General features: G+C 53.0%; 18 protein-coding genes. 3 read left to right on the plus strand and 15 right to left on the minus strand.

Annotation, left to right across the window (positions count from 1 at the left end; all coding sequences use genetic code 11):
* Positions 1–129 precede the first annotated feature (129 nt).
* The 14 genes from rcsA to fliF form a co-directional block, all read right to left on the minus strand.
* Entirely contained in the window at positions 130–765 is a 636-nt protein-coding gene (gene rcsA / locus CRO33_RS01955; protein WP_097116789.1) for a transcriptional regulator RcsA, read from the minus strand.
* A gap of 629 nt (positions 766–1,394) precedes the next feature.
* Positions 1,395–2,183, minus strand: coding sequence for a flagellar biosynthetic protein FliR (fliR, locus tag CRO33_RS01960; RefSeq protein ID WP_097116790.1), 789 nt, complete (start codon positions 2,181–2,183; stop codon positions 1,395–1,397).
* The gene (gene fliQ / locus CRO33_RS01965; protein WP_034824451.1) at positions 2,183–2,452 is read right to left on the minus strand and encodes a flagellar biosynthesis protein FliQ; all 270 of its coding nucleotides are present in this window, start codon (positions 2,450–2,452) and stop codon (positions 2,183–2,185) included. The genes fliR and fliQ overlap by 1 nt, the downstream gene beginning before the upstream one ends.
* Positions 2,453–2,529: 77 nt before the next feature.
* On the minus strand, positions 2,530–3,261 hold the full coding sequence (gene fliP, locus CRO33_RS01970) for a flagellar type III secretion system pore protein FliP (RefSeq protein ID WP_034825234.1): 732 nt from the start codon (positions 3,259–3,261) through the stop codon (positions 2,530–2,532).
* Positions 3,261–3,656, minus strand: a complete 396-nt coding sequence (gene fliO / locus CRO33_RS01975) for a flagellar biosynthetic protein FliO (RefSeq protein ID WP_034824448.1) — start codon at positions 3,654–3,656, stop codon at positions 3,261–3,263. The genes fliP and fliO overlap by 1 nt, the downstream gene beginning before the upstream one ends.
* A gap of 2 nt (positions 3,657–3,658) precedes the next feature.
* Positions 3,659–4,066: a flagellar motor switch protein FliN gene (fliN, locus tag CRO33_RS01980; protein WP_034824445.1), complete on the minus strand. Its 408-nt coding sequence runs from the start codon at positions 4,064–4,066 to the stop codon at positions 3,659–3,661.
* Positions 4,059–5,066 carry a flagellar motor switch protein FliM gene (fliM, locus tag CRO33_RS01985; RefSeq protein ID WP_097116791.1) on the minus strand — a complete coding sequence of 336 codons (1,008 nt, stop codon included), beginning with the start codon at positions 5,064–5,066 and terminating at the stop codon, positions 4,059–4,061. Before fliM ends, fliN begins: the two co-directional genes overlap by 8 nt.
* Before the next feature lie 4 nt (positions 5,067–5,070).
* On the minus strand, positions 5,071–5,556 hold the full coding sequence (fliL, locus tag CRO33_RS01990; protein ID WP_097116792.1) for a flagellar basal body-associated protein FliL: 486 nt from the start codon (positions 5,554–5,556) through the stop codon (positions 5,071–5,073).
* 130 nt (positions 5,557–5,686) lie between these two features.
* The gene (locus tag CRO33_RS01995) at positions 5,687–6,964 is read right to left on the minus strand and encodes a flagellar hook-length control protein FliK (RefSeq protein WP_097116793.1); all 1,278 of its coding nucleotides are present in this window, start codon (positions 6,962–6,964) and stop codon (positions 5,687–5,689) included.
* The gene (gene fliJ / locus CRO33_RS02000; protein WP_038646338.1) at positions 6,961–7,404 is read right to left on the minus strand and encodes a flagellar export protein FliJ; all 444 of its coding nucleotides are present in this window, start codon (positions 7,402–7,404) and stop codon (positions 6,961–6,963) included. Before fliJ ends, CRO33_RS01995 begins: the two co-directional genes overlap by 4 nt.
* Before the next feature lie 23 nt (positions 7,405–7,427).
* Positions 7,428–8,792, minus strand: coding sequence for a flagellar protein export ATPase FliI (fliI, locus tag CRO33_RS02005; protein ID WP_097116794.1), 1,365 nt, complete (start codon positions 8,790–8,792; stop codon positions 7,428–7,430).
* Positions 8,792–9,493, minus strand: coding sequence for a flagellar assembly protein FliH (gene fliH, locus CRO33_RS02010; protein ID WP_034824427.1), 702 nt, complete (start codon positions 9,491–9,493; stop codon positions 8,792–8,794). The genes fliI and fliH overlap by 1 nt, the downstream gene beginning before the upstream one ends.
* A complete protein-coding gene (gene fliG, locus CRO33_RS02015; protein WP_034824425.1) occupies positions 9,486–10,478 on the minus strand; it encodes a flagellar motor switch protein FliG in 993 nt (330 codons plus the stop codon). The genes fliH and fliG overlap by 8 nt, the downstream gene beginning before the upstream one ends.
* Positions 10,475–12,196: a flagellar basal-body MS-ring/collar protein FliF gene (fliF, locus tag CRO33_RS02020; RefSeq protein ID WP_097116795.1), complete on the minus strand. Its 1,722-nt coding sequence runs from the start codon at positions 12,194–12,196 to the stop codon at positions 10,475–10,477. Before fliF ends, fliG begins: the two co-directional genes overlap by 4 nt.
* Before the next feature lie 235 nt (positions 12,197–12,431).
* Between fliF and fliE the strand changes: the two genes are divergently transcribed.
* The 3 genes from fliE to CRO33_RS24355 all read left to right on the plus strand — a co-directional run bounded on the left by fliE (position 12,432) and on the right by CRO33_RS24355 (position 13,973).
* Positions 12,432–12,743: a flagellar hook-basal body complex protein FliE gene (fliE, locus tag CRO33_RS02025; protein ID WP_034824419.1), complete on the plus strand. Its 312-nt coding sequence runs from the start codon at positions 12,432–12,434 to the stop codon at positions 12,741–12,743.
* A gap of 109 nt (positions 12,744–12,852) precedes the next feature.
* Positions 12,853–13,560: a YnfC family lipoprotein gene (locus CRO33_RS02030; protein WP_097116796.1), complete on the plus strand. Its 708-nt coding sequence runs from the start codon at positions 12,853–12,855 to the stop codon at positions 13,558–13,560.
* Positions 13,561–13,790: 230 nt separating this feature from the next.
* Positions 13,791–13,973, plus strand: coding sequence for a hypothetical protein (locus CRO33_RS24355; protein ID WP_045815127.1), 183 nt, complete (start codon positions 13,791–13,793; stop codon positions 13,971–13,973).
* Between the two features lie 51 nt (positions 13,974–14,024).
* On the opposite strand, the gene CRO33_RS02035 is transcribed toward CRO33_RS24355, so the two are convergent.
* The gene (locus CRO33_RS02035; RefSeq protein WP_097116797.1) at positions 14,025–15,236 is read right to left on the minus strand and encodes a diguanylate phosphodiesterase; all 1,212 of its coding nucleotides are present in this window, start codon (positions 15,234–15,236) and stop codon (positions 14,025–14,027) included.
* Between the last annotated feature and the right edge of the window lie 137 nt (positions 15,237–15,373).

Raw genomic sequence — 15,373 nt, forward strand, 5'->3', positions numbered from 1 at the left:
GTTCAGGCTAAAGGATTAGGGGGCGAAGTGAGACCTGGCTCGCAGATCCAGGCAAAACGACAAAGGGCCAATCTGCGGATTGGCCCTTTGTCGGCTACGGCTATTTACTCAAACTGTTTACATGCAGAACTATCGCACGTTGACATAAATACCGGAGGTCACATTATCGGTCAGTCGCACCACATGATAAATAACCTGTTTATTATGTGTCTTAATTTTGCGTTTTATATTACCTTTGTGTGACGATACCGTTTTGGCTTTAATTTGCATCTTGTCTGAAATTTGAATGGTGTCATGTCCTGACATCCACATTTTCAGCATATTTGATTCAGTCTGACTTAATGTCAGTGGGTGAACATCCAGGCCTGCTGAAATACGCGGGGTAGCGCTGAGTTTCTTTTGCAGGTAAGTGCCGAGCAGTGAATCCAGAGTCGAGGTTTTTACCGATTTTGACGTAATAATCAGGTTCTTACGAACGTAGAGGTATTCCTCAAAATGGATATTCGAGATCGCCATAAAGATAAAAAATAGCGTATCTGGATGCTGCATGATAATAGCACGAATACGATCGCTGGAATCGGATTCATGAATGAAGCATTCTTCATTAATAAAAACGACACCAGGCTTTAACTGTTCACATCTTTGTTGCAGTTGTTCAATATCAGAGACCGGAGTAATATTTTTCTTTTTAACTCCTTTGGCCGACATATAGTCTGATAATCCCAGGCGTGTGTAGTTACATGAATCCATAATAATCGTTGGCATTATAGCGACCCTCACCAATTTGTTATCCGTTTAAATCAACGATGAATACGCGTTTGCGGTACGAGAGAGATTTCCAAAGACACTTTTTTATTCTGCTCGGCAGACTGGCGAATGATATCCGTGCGCCATCATGACTCTATCCCTGAACCCTTCTGCGAAGTTTTTTGTGTTACTTCCACGTCACTCTTGTCCCCGCGATAGTGGGAATCGCCGGGAGTTTGCATTAAGTGTGTAATTCGCTCTGTTTTTGAGAGCCCTGTCACTATCGCGCAAGTCACAGACAAATCTGATAGGACAATTCTTAAAAACATTTGAATCGCGAAAGTGTGACGTTTCAGCGAGTGTTGACAATGCCGGAAAAAAGGGATTTAGACAAGAAAAATCGCTGCAATATTTTTTTTGTTTAAAAACAGCCCTTTGAGCATTTATTCAACCAATTCTCAAGGTTTATCACCTTAGGAATCGTCTGACTAAAATACGCGAAGCGCCGTTTAATAAGAATAATTTTCCCCAGAAATGCGCATTTATCAGAATAACCTCAGTTGATTTCTGAGAAATATGGTTCGAAAAATGCACAGATTGATTTTGAATACTTAACTATCGCATAAGAACTTCTACAGAAACGTTAATTAGCGTGCGCGGGAGAGTTCTGAGACAAACTGGGCGAGTAAATCAAAGAATTCGCCGAAGAGATGTTCGCAGAAGGGGGCGAGTAGCGGCATCATCATACCCAGACTGAGGATCCCCACCGTTAAGGTAATCGGAAAGCCGATCGCGAAAACCGAGAGTTGTGGTGAAACACGGTTTAACAAACCTAGTGCCATGTTTAGCGTGAGCAATAAAACAATTAACGGTAGCGCTAACATCATGCCATTAAGGAAAATTAACCCGGCGGACTTCACCAGCGCCATAAAAGCATTGGCGTTGAGGGGTTGATCGTTAATCGGCAGAGTATGAAAACTGTCCACCAGCAGCGAAATCAGCCACAAGTGTCCGTTGAAGGTCAGAAACAGCAGCATGGCCAGCATATCGAGAAAACGCGCCAGCACGGGCATGTTAAGGCGGCTGCCAGGATCAAAGAAGGTGGCAAAGGATAAGCCCATCTGTAATCCCACGACTTCACCGGCCATACGCACCGCGGCAAACGCCAGTTGCATCGTCAGGCCAATCCCCACACCAATCAGTAATTGCTGTAACAGGATCCAGAAACCCGCTGGGGTAAATAACGTGACTTCCACCGGAGGCAACACGGGAATGACGATCCAGGTCGTCAATACCGCGAGGCCCACTTTCACGCGCTTGGGAATGGATTTCTCACTCAGCACCGGCGCACTGGCAAAGAGTGCCAGCAAACGTACCATCGGCCAGAAAAATTGCGCGACCCAATGGACCAGCTGGCTGCTATCGAGGTTAATCATCAGCCGATGATATAAGGTAAGTTGGTCAACAGATTACGCATGTAATCCAGTATCAGGTTCAGCATCCACGGGCCGGCAATCACCGCGGTGGCGGCAACGGCAAGGATCTTAGGAATAAAGGAGAGTGTCTGTTCGTTGACCTGCGTGGCCGCCTGTAACAGGCTGATGATCAGACCGCTGACCAGTGCCGCCAGCAACAGCGGGGCGGCGAGCATCAGGGCAATTCGCATTGCTTCCTGGCCGATGACCATAACCGATTCGGGTGTCATGCTGCGCTCCTGGCGTTATATGTTGCGGCCTTCAAGCCGACCGGATTGAGAGTTGCCATCGACTTCCAGGTGTGCCGCTAGGAGTAGAAACTTTGTGCCAGTGAACCCACCAGCAGCTGCCAGCCATCCACCAACACAAACAACATCAGCTTGAATGGCAGAGAAATGGTCGCCGGCGGCACCATCATCATCCCCAGCGCCATCAACACGCTGGCAACCACCAGGTCGATGATCAGGAACGGGATGAACACAGTAAAACCAATCTGGAAAGCGGTTTTCAGTTCACTGGTGACGTAAGCCGGCAGCAAAATGCGCATCGGTACGGCTTCCGGACCTTGAATCGGCGCGGTGTTGGCAAGACGAGCAAACAGCGCTAAATCGGCTTCACGCGTCTGACGCAGCATAAACTCACGCAGCGGTTGAGCGCCTTTGTCGATCGCTACGTCCATGCTGATTTTGTCCTGACTGAAAGGCAAATAGGCGTCGCTATAAATCTTGTCGAAGGTCGGCGCCATAATAAAGAAGGTTAAAAACAGCGCAAGGCCAAGCAAAACCTGATTGGGGGGTGCAGAAGGCGTGCCTAAGGCGTTACGCAGCAAGCCAAAAACAATAATGATGCGGGTGAAGCTGGTCATCATCAGCAAGATGGCCGGAATAAACGTCAGCGAGGTGATAAACACCAGCGTCTGCACCGGCAGTGACCAGCTCTGGCCGCCATTCGCCAATGGCTGACTGACCAGACCAGGCAATTGCGCATGGGCAACCGGTGCCAGCAACAGCAGCGGCAAGAGGGGAAGCAATCGACGCATCATTGGGGTTTTCCGGGACGTTTAACCAGATTCTGGAACAGCTGACGAAAATCCTGCGGCGCCACGGTTTTGTTCACCAGCTCTTCAGGTGGCAGCGGCGGCAGCGAATGCAGATGGGTAATTTGCTGGGCGGTGACGCCCAGCACTAAACGCGCATCGGCGGTGTCAACAATCACCACCCGCTCCTGACGACCCACCTGCACGCTGGCGCTAATTTTCAGCGCCTGGGTGTTGACGGTTTTGGGCGCAAAGCCAAGGCGTTTTGCCAGCCAGCCACAGGCCAGAATCAGCAGAACAATCACTGCCAGCACGCTGCTGACTTGCCCAATCACCGAACCGGTAGAAACCACCGGCTGGCTATGAACAGGCTGGCCAATTTGCGCGTTTTTTAACATGCTTAACGGCTCAGACGACGCATACGTTCAGATGGCGTAATAATGTCGGTGATACGCACGCCATATTTGTCGTTCACGACGACGACTTCGCCCTGCGCAATCAGGTAACCATTGATCAAGATATCCAGTGGTTCACCGGCCAGGCCATCCAGAGCCACCACGGAACCCTGCGTCAGGCGCAGCAGCTCTTTGATGGTCATCTTGGTGCGACCCAGTTCCACGGTGAGTTTGACCGGGATATCCATAATCAGATCGATGTCTTGCAGCGAGCCACTGGCACCGTTGCTTTCAAACGATTTGAAAACGTTCTCGGTTGGATCAGGCGTGCTGGTGGTTGCCTGCTCGTTCATTGCCTCAGCCCACAGGTCGTCCGCAGAAATATCATCGGACGGTTTTTTGCTGTCACTCATCGGGCTGTTCCTCGTTCAGCGAATTCAAAATCGGGTTAATCAGGTGTTCAACACGCAGCGCGTACTGGCCATTCATGGTGCCATATTGGCTGGTCAGCACGGGTACGCCATCGACGTGAGCAATGATGCGGTCCGGCTTCTCAATGGGCAGGACGTCACCAGGTTTCAGTTGCAAAATACGTGACAGGCGCATGGATGTTTCCGCGAAGTGGGCAATCAGCTCCAGCTCCGAGTGCTGCACCTGTTTCACCAGATTGTCGCGCCAGTGCGTATCTTCCTGACGGGAGTTTTCCAGTGGTGGATTGACCAGCAGCTCGCGCAGCGGCTCAATCATTGAAAACGGAATACAGATATTAAATTCACCCACCAGGTTACCAATCTCGACCTGGAACGGGGTGTTGACCACGATATCGTTCGGCGAAGTGGTGATGTTGGTAAATTTCACCTGCATTTCCGAACGGACGTACTCAACATCCAGCGGGTAAATCGCTTTCCAGGCATCGCTGTAACCATCCAGTGCCAGCTTCAGCATGCGACGGATGACGCGTTGCTCGGTATGGGTAAATTCTCGGCCTTCCACTTTGGTCGGGAAACGGCCATCACCACCAAACAGGTTATCTACGGCGATAAACACCAGACTCGGTGAAAATACCACCAGCGCAGTACCGCGCAGTGGTTTCAGGTGGATCAGGTTCAGGTTGGTTGGCACCGGTAAATTGCGGGCAAACTCATGGTAAGGCTGAATCTTGATCGTACCGACACTGATATCCGGGCTACGGCGCAGCAGGTTAAACAGCGCCATACGAAAATGACGGGCAAAACGCTCGTTAATGATCTCCAGCGCCTGCAGACGCTCGCGCACCACGCGACGCTGGGTATTGGGATCATAGGGACGGATATCGCCATCGGTCCCTTTGGAACTGTTCTCTACTTCCGTGGTATCACTGTCGCCATTCAGTAGCGCGTCAATTTCAGCCTGGGAGAGAATGCTATCGCCCATTAAATCACCTCAAAATGAAGGCGGTAAACAGCACGTCACTGACAACCTGAGGTGGTTGATTTTTTACCAGCGGTGGTGCCAGCGCTTGTTTAATCTGATCAATCAAAGCCTGTTTGCCTTGTTCAGTTGCAAGCTGTGTAGCACTTTGGCGTGAGAGTAGCAGCAGCAAACGGCTGCGCACCTCAGGCAGGTAATCATTCAACCGACGACGGGTCTCCTCATCCGGCAGACGCAGGGTAAAGCCTACGTACAACACACGGTCGGGATCGTTGTCAGTATTGACCAGGTTAACCGTAAACGTATCCATTGCAAAAAATACAGGGGCGGCCGGTGGCTCAACTTTCGCCGCTTCCGGTTTGTCATCCCCGTGTTTATTCATCATTCGCCAGACTGCATAGCCTGCCACGCTGCAAGCGGCCAGCGTTACAATCAGTAACACCGGTATTAGTAGTGAACGTTTGCGGCCTTTAGCTTTCGCGTTATCAGACATGTTTGCAGTTACTTCCTGTGAATTATGGGCAAACCTCTCGGCTCGCCTGGACAGATTATCCCGCGTCTTAAGTCAAACAATGGGAAGAAAAGACGCGGGTTTTACGCTTACCTTCAGCGTTTAGCCGCTGTCAGGCAAAGATATCGACAGCGCCGTTACCTGTCGCGCGCGCCTGAAGGGCTGCCGGGACGGCAATAGGCGTTATCTCGTTTTCACTGTCCTGGGAGAGGGTAAAGCTGCCGTGCTGGCCATCACGACGTCCTTCCTGCTGGCCCTGATAATTCTGGCTTTGTGCGAAGGCGTCGCTGCTGACATTACTCTGTCCCAGGTTGATACCGCTCTCCGCCAGCGCTGTACGCAGCTGAGGGAGAGCCGCTTCCAGCACGGCCCTCACTTGGCTGTGGCTGGAAACCATACTTAACTGCGCCTGATCCTTGTCGAGGGTCAGGTTGATCTGGATAGCACCCAAATCTTCGGGATGTAATCGCAATTCGGCATTTTGCTGACCGTTGCGACTAAACATCACGATTTGCTGGCTTAACGCCTGCTGCCACTCATTGCTGCCGAGTTGGGCATTCAGCATCGGCGTCGACGGAGTGGTGCTGGTCGTCGCCGTGCTGTTGGTCAGTGTGCTACTGCTGCTGACCGGGGCGCTGGTTAATGCTGTTACCGTGTCGCTTTGCGTATCACGACGTTCTTCCGGTTTGCTGAGCGTACTCAGCACCTGCTTAAAGCTCTCATCCAGTGACAGTGCGCCATTGCTGGTGCTGGCCGTGGTGCTGGCGGCAGCGGCACTGCTACTGGCTGTCGTTGTACTGACATCACGGCTGACAGCGCTCAGCACATCGCTGGATTTCTTATGAGGCGCACTGTCGGACTGTGCCTCTTGTTCCTCTTTCACGGCGTTCTGCAGCGTTCGGCTTAACAATGATCCGTTTAGCGTAGTCTCTGCATCGGCAGAGGTTTTATCCGTGCTGGCGCTGACGGCGCTCTGACTGTTTCGCGCTTCAACCGCAACCGGTAACATCGCGAACAGTGCCTGCACATTCTGTAAGTCGCTGGCACTTAACGAACTTGCTACAGACTTGTCTTTATCATCGGCTGATTTCAGCGTGGCTTTAGTGTTTTCCGGTTGTAAAAGTGCGTTTAACGCCTCTGGTTTGTCCAGTGCTTGCATTAACGCGCTTAATGACGCTTTTGTGACGCCTTTTTCATCGACTTCTGCTGTCAGATCAGTCGATTGCGTGTTAACACCTTGTTGCTGAGCCAGCGTCAGTAAGCGGTTACCCAGTTCAGTGATAAATCCCTGTGGCAGCGCATCTGTACCCAGTAAATTGTCCGATGCAACAGCACTGTCTGCATCGCTGACTTTAGAGGTTTGCGTAACCATAGTTGGCAGCGTAATCATTCGCCTCTCCTCATAGCGGCCCGTTGGGCAAATTCATCCATCCGTTTCTGATCGAGACGGTTTTCTTGTCGTAATGCGTTTTCGGCAGCGCGAGTGATCAGTGTTTGATACGCATTCAATCGCTTATGCTTTTCTTGCCAGCTGCTCAGCGCCTGATCCAGACGTTGATTCCACTGATTCAGCTGTTGCCGATGCTGTTCAATGGCTTTCTCCAGCGTCTGAATAAACTGGTGGTAATTGGTCCAGCGCAGGCTGGAAATACCGCCTGACATATCGGTGTTGAGCTTATTGCGGTACTCATCCTGATAGTCGAGCAGCATGGTGAGCTGCTCATCCGCCTGCTTTACGCCACGGCGCATGTCACCTAAATGAATCACGGCCTGTTCCAAATCCTGCTCCGCCATATCGCGCAGCTTATCGATTGCACTGGCAGTTTTCATGGCTTACCTCGCTTGGGCTCGCGCTAGCCGAAAATGGCCTGCAGGTGCAGACTGGCGTCGTCATAGTCGCTGCGTTCGAAAATACCCTGTTGCAGGAAGGCTTCCATCTCCGGGTAAAGCTTGATGGCTTTATCGAGCATCGGATCGCTTCCAGCGGCATACGCGCCTACACTCACCAGATCGCGGTTGCGCTGGAAACTGGAGAGCAGTTGTTTGAACTGACGCACACGCGCGTAGTGGGTGTCATCAATTAACGCGGTCATCGCACGGCTGATTGAGGCTTCAATATCAATCGCCGGATAGTGACCGGCTTCGGCCAGACGGCGCGACAATACAATGTGACCATCAAGAATGGCGCGCGCCGAGTCGGCAATCGGGTCTTGCTGATCGTCACCTTCGGTAAGCACGGTATAGAAAGCCGTAATCGAACCGCCGCCGTGGGTGCCGTTACCGGCGCGTTCCACCAGGGCGGGGAGCTTCGCGAACACGGAAGGCGGATAACCTTTGGTGGCCGGTGGCTCGCCAATCGCCAGGGCGATTTCACGCTGCGCCATGGCGTAGCGGGTGAGGGAGTCCATGATCAGCAGCACGTGCTGGCCGCGATCGCGAAAATCTTCCGCGATGCGTGTCGCATACGCGGCACCCTGCATACGCAGCAGCGGCGAAACGTCAGCCGGTGCGGCGATCACCACCGAGCGTGCACGGCCTTCTGCGCCGAGGATGTTCTCAATGAATTCTTTGACTTCACGGCCACGTTCACCGATCAGGCCAACCACAATCACATCGGCTTTGGTATAACGCGCCATCATGCCAAGCAACACCGACTTACCGACGCCGGAACCCGCAAACAGGCCCATACGCTGACCCCGTCCGACAGTCAGCAGGGCGTTGATCGCCCGTACGCCGGTATCCAGTACATCGTGGATTGGCGTACGTTGCAGTGGGTTAAACGGGGCGGTGATCAATGGCGCACGATAGCCGGTGTCCGGGGCAGGTAAACCATCCAGCGGTTTGCCTGCGCCATCCAGCACGCGGCCGAGCAGTTCTGGCCCAAGCAACAGCTGTTTACCGCCTTGTGCGTTGTCACCGCTAAAACGGGCATAAACGCGCGCACCCGGCAAAATGCCGTCCACTTCTTCCAGCGGCATCATCAACAGTTTCTGACCGTTGAAACCCACCACTTCACTTTCCACTTCAGTGATGTTGTTGCCGTCGTGACGTTCGATGATGCAGGTCGCACCGAGCGGCAGTTGCAGCCCGGTGGCCTCCAGTACTAAACCGGTAGCACGGGTCAGACGGCCATAGCGGCGCACGGTTTGCACCTGCGAAATACGATCCTCGAAGGCATCGAGTGCGCCAAGCCAGCGGGAAAGACGCGACGAGGTCATTACAAGGTCCCCGGTGCGGCCAGACGGCACAGTTCCTGCCAGCGGGTTGCCACGCTGGCATCGAGATCACCATCTTCGGCGCTGAGTTTACAGCCGCCGGGATGCAGTGAATTATCGGCCAGCAGTTTCCAGCCGTGCAGATCCAGCGTCGGGCCCAGTGTCTGCTCAATGCGCTGTAAATCATCAGGATGCACGCGCAGCTGCGGTTTGCCGCTGAACATGGGTTCTTGTTGAATCAGCTGCTGAATCTGGCGCAGCAGGGCGGTGCCATCCACTTGTGTGGCCTGGCCAATCACCGTGCGCGCCGCTTCCAAGGCCAGCTGCATCAGACGTGAGGCGATGACGCTATCCAGCGCTTCCAGCGTGTGATGGAACTCGGTGACTAACTGCTGCATGCGCGCCTGTAAGGGCGCCTGCTGCTGTTGGGCATCGGCGAGTCCCTGCTGGAAACCGGCGTCGTAACCGTTCTGCTGTGACTCGGCAAAACCCTTTTGATAGCCCTCGCTGTAACCTTGCGTCTGTGCATCTTTGCGCATCTGCTGTTGCATGCGCTCCAGCATCTGCTGTTGCTCAGCTTCGGCACTCATTTCGACATCCACAGCCGGCTCTTCCTGCGGCAGTTCTTCCGCCACTTTGAAGGTGCTGCCTAAATCATCAGGCTGCCAGCGCTGCCACGCACGGGCGGAAAAGGCATCAGACATAAGTTTCCTCGCCACCACCAATTACCATTTCGCCGGATTCTGCCAGGCGACGGACCACCAGCAGGATCGCTTTCTGTTCGTTCTCCACGGCCGACATACGCACCGGACCACGGTTGGCCAGATCGTCGCGCAGGATATCGGCTGCACGCGCTGACATGTTCTTGAGGAACTTCTCGCGCAGCGGCTGTTCGGCACCTTTCAGGGCGATCAGCAACTGTTCGGACTCCACTTCCTGCAGCAGGCGCTGGATGCTGCGATCGTCCACTTCCACCAGGTTTTCGAACAGGAACATCTCGTCGATGATCTTCTGTGCCAGCTCGCCGTCGAAGTCGCGTACCGCTTCGATAACCGCTTCTTCCTGCTGCGTTTTCATCAGGTTGATAATTTCGGCTGCGGTTCTCACGCCACCCATCTTCGCACGCTTGAGGTTGGTACCATCCAGCAGACCGTTCAGGACTTCGGTCAGTTCTGCCAGCGCCGCTGGCTGTACACCGCCGAAGGTGGCAATACGCAGCATCACGTCGTGACGCAGGCGTTCGTCGAACAGCGCCAGAATATCTGCGGCCTGGCCACGTTTGAGGTGCACCAGGATGGTGGCGATAATCTGCGGATGCTCGTCGCGGATAAGGTCGGCCGCTGCCTGAGGTTCCATAAAGTTGAGTGTTTCCATGCCGCTGGTGGTCTCGTTTTTCTCGAGAATATCTTCCAGCAGGCTGGAGGCGCGCTCCTCGCCCAAAGCTTTCACCAGCACCGAACGCAGGTAGTCATTGGAGTTGAGGCTCAGCGCAGCAAACTGCTCGGCATCCGCCTCAAACTCGCGCAGCACTTCGGTTAGCTGCTTGTGCGACACCTGACGCATTCCCGCCATCGCGGCGCTCAGGTGCTGCACTTCACGCTGGTTGAGGTGTTTGAATACCTCGGCCGCACGTTCTTCGCCAATGGTCATCATCAGAATGGCGCTTTTTTCAGTACCGGTCAGACTCATAGTTCTTTACTCATCCATTCGCGGATAACCAGCGCTACAACGCGCGGATCGTTTTCAGACATATCGCGGATGCGTTGGCTCATCACCTCGGCGCTCATGCGGTTATTTGATTTACGCTCTTGATCCAGCTCATCTTTGCTGAGCTGCACGCTGTAAGCTTCTTCAGATTCCAGCGCTTCCGCACGCGCTGCCGCTGCTTCTGCTGCCGCTTGCTCCTGCGCTTTCTTACGCATCAGCTGTGGACGCACCAGCTTGCGATACAGGATGAAGGCAACCAGCGCCACCAGCAGCCAGCGACCGCCGCTCATCAACATGTCGAAGAAGGCTTGCGACTGCCAGAACGGCAGGTCACCGCCAGTCGGCTCAGTGATGTTGAACTGCGAGTTCACCACGTTGACGCTGTCGCCACGATTCTGCGAGTAGCCCATCGCTTCACGGGTCAGGTCTTCAATCTGTTTGATCTGCTGATCGTTCAGTGCAACGGCTTTGCCTTTGCCGTCATCACGGTAGTTCACCACCACGGCCACCGACAGACGCTGCACATCGCCCACATTGACCTTGGTGTGGCGAATGGTGCGGTCCAGTTCGTAGTTCACGGTGTCGTTACGGCTTGAGCTGCTCGGGCCGCTGCTTTGCTGCGTGCTGGTTGTGGTGCCGTTATTGTTTGCCGCGTTGTTCTGGCCATTCGCATTCTGGCCGTTGGCATTTTGCTGCTGCGGATTGTTAACCGGTGCAGTATTCGCAGGGGCAGGTTGATTCGACAACGCACCCGGCACGCCACCTGGGTACGGGCTGCCATTCTGCTGGTTGGTATTAGTCTGACGCGAGCGAATCGCCGTGCTGTTCGGATCGGCGTTCGGTTTGTACTTCTCGTCGGTTTGTTCGCTGCGGTCAAAGTTGATCTGCGCTGTCACCTGCGCATGCACATTGCCCTGGCCAACGATCGGATTCAGGATGGCTTCGATACGCTGCTGATAACGCGCTTCCACTTCAGACGCGTACTTCAGCTGTGCATCATTCAGGTCACGACCTTCGCTGTCAGAACGGGTCAGCAAACGACCGGCCTGATCCACCACGGTCACGTTGCCAGGCGGCAGACCGGCGACGCTGCTCGACACCATATGCTGAATGGCCTGAATCTGGCCTTCATCGAGTGCGCGACCCGGTTGCAGGTTCAATGTCACGGAGGCCGAAGGCGCTTTCTGCTCACGCACGAACAGCGTAGGTTTTGGCATCGCCAGATGCACGCGCGCGCTCTTGACCGGGCCGAGCGTTTCAATGGTGCGAGCCAGCTCACCTTCCAGCGCACGCTGGTAGTTGATCTGCTCGCTGAACTGGCTGATGCCGAACTTCTCTTTGTCCATCAGCTCAAAGCCAACAGAGCCACCTTTCGGCAGCCCCTGTTGCGCCAGGCGCAGACGCAGTTCATGTACCTTATCGGCAGGCACCATCAAGGCACCGCCGTTTTCGGCGAACTGGTAAGGAATGTTCATTTGCGTTAGCTGGGTAACAATCGCGCCGCCATCTTCATCGGAGAGGTTGTTATAAAGCACGCGATAGTCAGGGGCTTTAGCCCACAGCACCAAGGCAAAAACCACTGCGATAGCGGCAGCGGCAGCAACAATGATTGGAATTCGCGGATTGGCGCGCAGGCGAGCCAGAAGGTCATTGAAACCTTTCTTTGCGGTATCTTGTGTGGCGGCTGCACTCGCATTCATGACCGATTCCTGCCTGACATAATTGACCGGGTTAGTTGTGGTGACAAAACAGACTCCCTGAAGCAACGTCTTAAATGAAATTCCAATCTTATGGCTGGCATTATTGATGAATCGGGTCACTTCGATGGCTGGATAAGCTGGGTTTTTTACGTTTATTTAGCGCCTTTGTCCTATTGACAGTGTGTTAACTTTTGCAGCGTGAAAATTTAAACCCTTCTTTAATGAGGTACAGGCAATGTCGATTCAGGCAATTGATGGTGTGTTGCAGCAGCTGCAGTTAACGTCGTTACAGGCCAGCGGCAAGCAGGCCGAGTCAACCAATCAGGTAGATTTTGGTGCCACCATGAAAGCAGCACTGGATAAGATCAGCGACACGCAAACCGCCGCGCGCACCCAGGCACAGGATTTTGAAATGGGCAAACCGGGCATCCAGTTAAACGATGTGATGGTCGATCTGCAGAAATCCTCCATTTCCATGCAAATGGGGATTCAGGTGCGTAACAAACTGGTATCGGCGTACACTGATATCATGAATATGCAGGTGTAGTGGCTGCAAAGATTGTTGCGGTGTCAGGCGGGAAAGCATTTATCTTTTTCAGTAACAGCGGCATGATGCTGGCCTGACACACAGCGTATATCGAGAAGAGGATTCTCACGTGAAGCCCACCCTGCTGCTGCTGATGGCAACGATCATGCTATCCGGCTGTGATAATAAAAATGCGGACTTTGCACCGCAGATGAAAAATTACGCTTACCTCTATCAGTTCGAAGCTATTCCCGGCAAAGTCAAAAGCACGCATCAGCGCCTGTTTAGCGCCGACGACACGCCAATCTTTGATGTCGATATCGCCTTCGATGGGCAAGGCTGCATTGCCCATGTGAAATCCATCGACAAAGCCGGGCAGATCACCGAAGTGACGCGCGAAGGCGATCAACTGACGGGCAGCGAAAACGGTCAGGATGTGGTCGTCACGCTGAATAAGCAGTGCGCGGTAATAAAAAAAGTCACTCCTAGCATGACGGTGGATATTGGCTATAACGATCAGGGTTGGGTTGATCAAATCTCCTCTCCCGCCTCCGATGTTAAATTCCATCTGACCTACAATAACGTCGGTGATATGACGCTGTTGAGTATTAAGAAGGGCGATGAGGAAGTGTCACGCGCCAGTGCCAAACATGATACGGACGCAAAAAAGATATCCGATGTGGTGACGACGGTGCAAAGAAACGAGCAAAGCAAGACGGTTACCACGCAATGCCAGTATAAGAATGATGTTCCTTTCCGTTGCGATACCGTAACCACTGATGCCGAAGGGCAAGTCACGGACAGGCAGTACGGCACCATTGATGTCACCTATTATTGATGCCTGAGTAAGCCGCGAATGCGGCTTTTTTTTATGCCGTTAATATCGGTGTCGATAAGCGAAGCGCTAAATAAAACAATCACTTACTGATCAATTGCGCGCTCGATATGCTAAAGTGTGGGCCTTAGGTAAGCATTCGTCAGAGCAGGGAACTCGGTGTGCAACATGCGCATCACGCGAGGCGTTGAGGAGTGTTGAGTAAGTGCTGCAGCGACAAGAAGCGTGTAAGAATGAAAGAAGGTTATTACTGGGTTAGAGATAAAGATAACCCACCAGAAGTCTGGCGATATATAAAGCAATTTGGCTGGTACCGTCCCTGCGTTGCCGTGCCCATCACCTTAAGTTCTTTTAAGTTGATGAACTACCAGGTCATCAGCGATCGATTATTACCACCGGGTTACTTCCCGCTTTAAATGCAAAAACCGCCGGTTAAAGGCGGTTTTTTTATTCTCTCTAACCGTTCGCTATTTGATTTCCGGCCAGGCGATAGCCGGGAAACCATTTAACTGCGGACGCGCGAACAGATACCCCTGGAACTGGCTAATGCCTGCCGCTTCCAGCCACATCCACTCCTCGGCTTTCTCCACGCCCTCTGCAATCACCGCAATCTCCAGCGAGTTACAGCACTTAATGATGGCATGCAAAATGGCCTGTTTAGGACCGCTTTTATGCACATCGCTAATCAGCTCACGATCAATCTTAATTTTGTCCGGCTGGAATCTTGATAACAGTGACAGGCCAGCAAAGCCCGCACCAAAATCATCCAGGGCCAGACTGATACCCGCCGATTTTAGTTTGCGCACCTGTGCCGCAAACTCATCGGTGCGCGAGATGATCTCATTTTCTGTGACTTCAACAATCACCTGCTCGGGGACCAAACCATTGGCTTCAATCTGCGTCAGCAGAAAATCCACCGCATCAGGAACCGTGACCAGGGACATTGGCAGCAAGTTGATGGAGATACTGTGTTCGCCAATACCTAACTTTTTCGCCAGTTCGAACGCCAGTTTTTTAGACTGAATATCCGCATGATAAACAGCCTCGCCACCGAAGGCAGAAAAGTATTCGCCTGGCGAACCGCCATTCGGGGTACGGATTAACGCCTCATACGATGCCACGCGGCGTGCGAACGGATCGATAATCGGCTGAAAGGCGAAGTGGCACTCTTTCAGTGAGTCAATGACTTCATCCTGAAGGGTACGAGATGGCTCATCCGCAATAAATTCCCAGGTGCTGGCTGCGGGGATTTCAAAATAGTTCTCTTTATCACGGGCGATAACAAAGGTGCGCAGGAACTGCAACGCGCGATCATCGTAGGTCAGTTGATAGCGAGAGGTGCCTTTGTCTAACACGGCTTGCAGCACCATGGATTTATCATGCTCGCGTAAATCAAACAGCTCCATACCCACTTTGCCAAAGCGGCGAGCGGGAGCAAAGTCATGCATCAACTCCACCAGATTGTGGTGGCGGGCGTCCAGGCAAATGCGATCATAAATACCCTGCACAGCGTCACGGGGCCCTTCAAGTAACTGGAAGAAGTGCAGTCCATCAAATAGCAGAATGCCTGTGACATCGTGCGAGCTGTTTTTGTTATTCGCTTTCGCCACCATGTCTTCAAGGGTTTTGATAGGAACATGATCATGGAGGTGACTGCGATAAATGATGGTGGTGAGCATAGCGATTGTCCGAACAACTTTTTTATTGTGGCGTCTACATTAGCAGGCCTGGGGCGGGGGCTGTCCACCAATACAGACTCGAATCGTAAAGTATTTTCCAATTAATGAGTTAACCGAAACGGCTAGCGAAACGGCGT

Source organism: Pantoea sp. GL120224-02 (assembly GCF_900215395.1).
Classification (GTDB): domain Bacteria; phylum Pseudomonadota; class Gammaproteobacteria; order Enterobacterales; family Enterobacteriaceae; genus Pantoea; species Pantoea communis.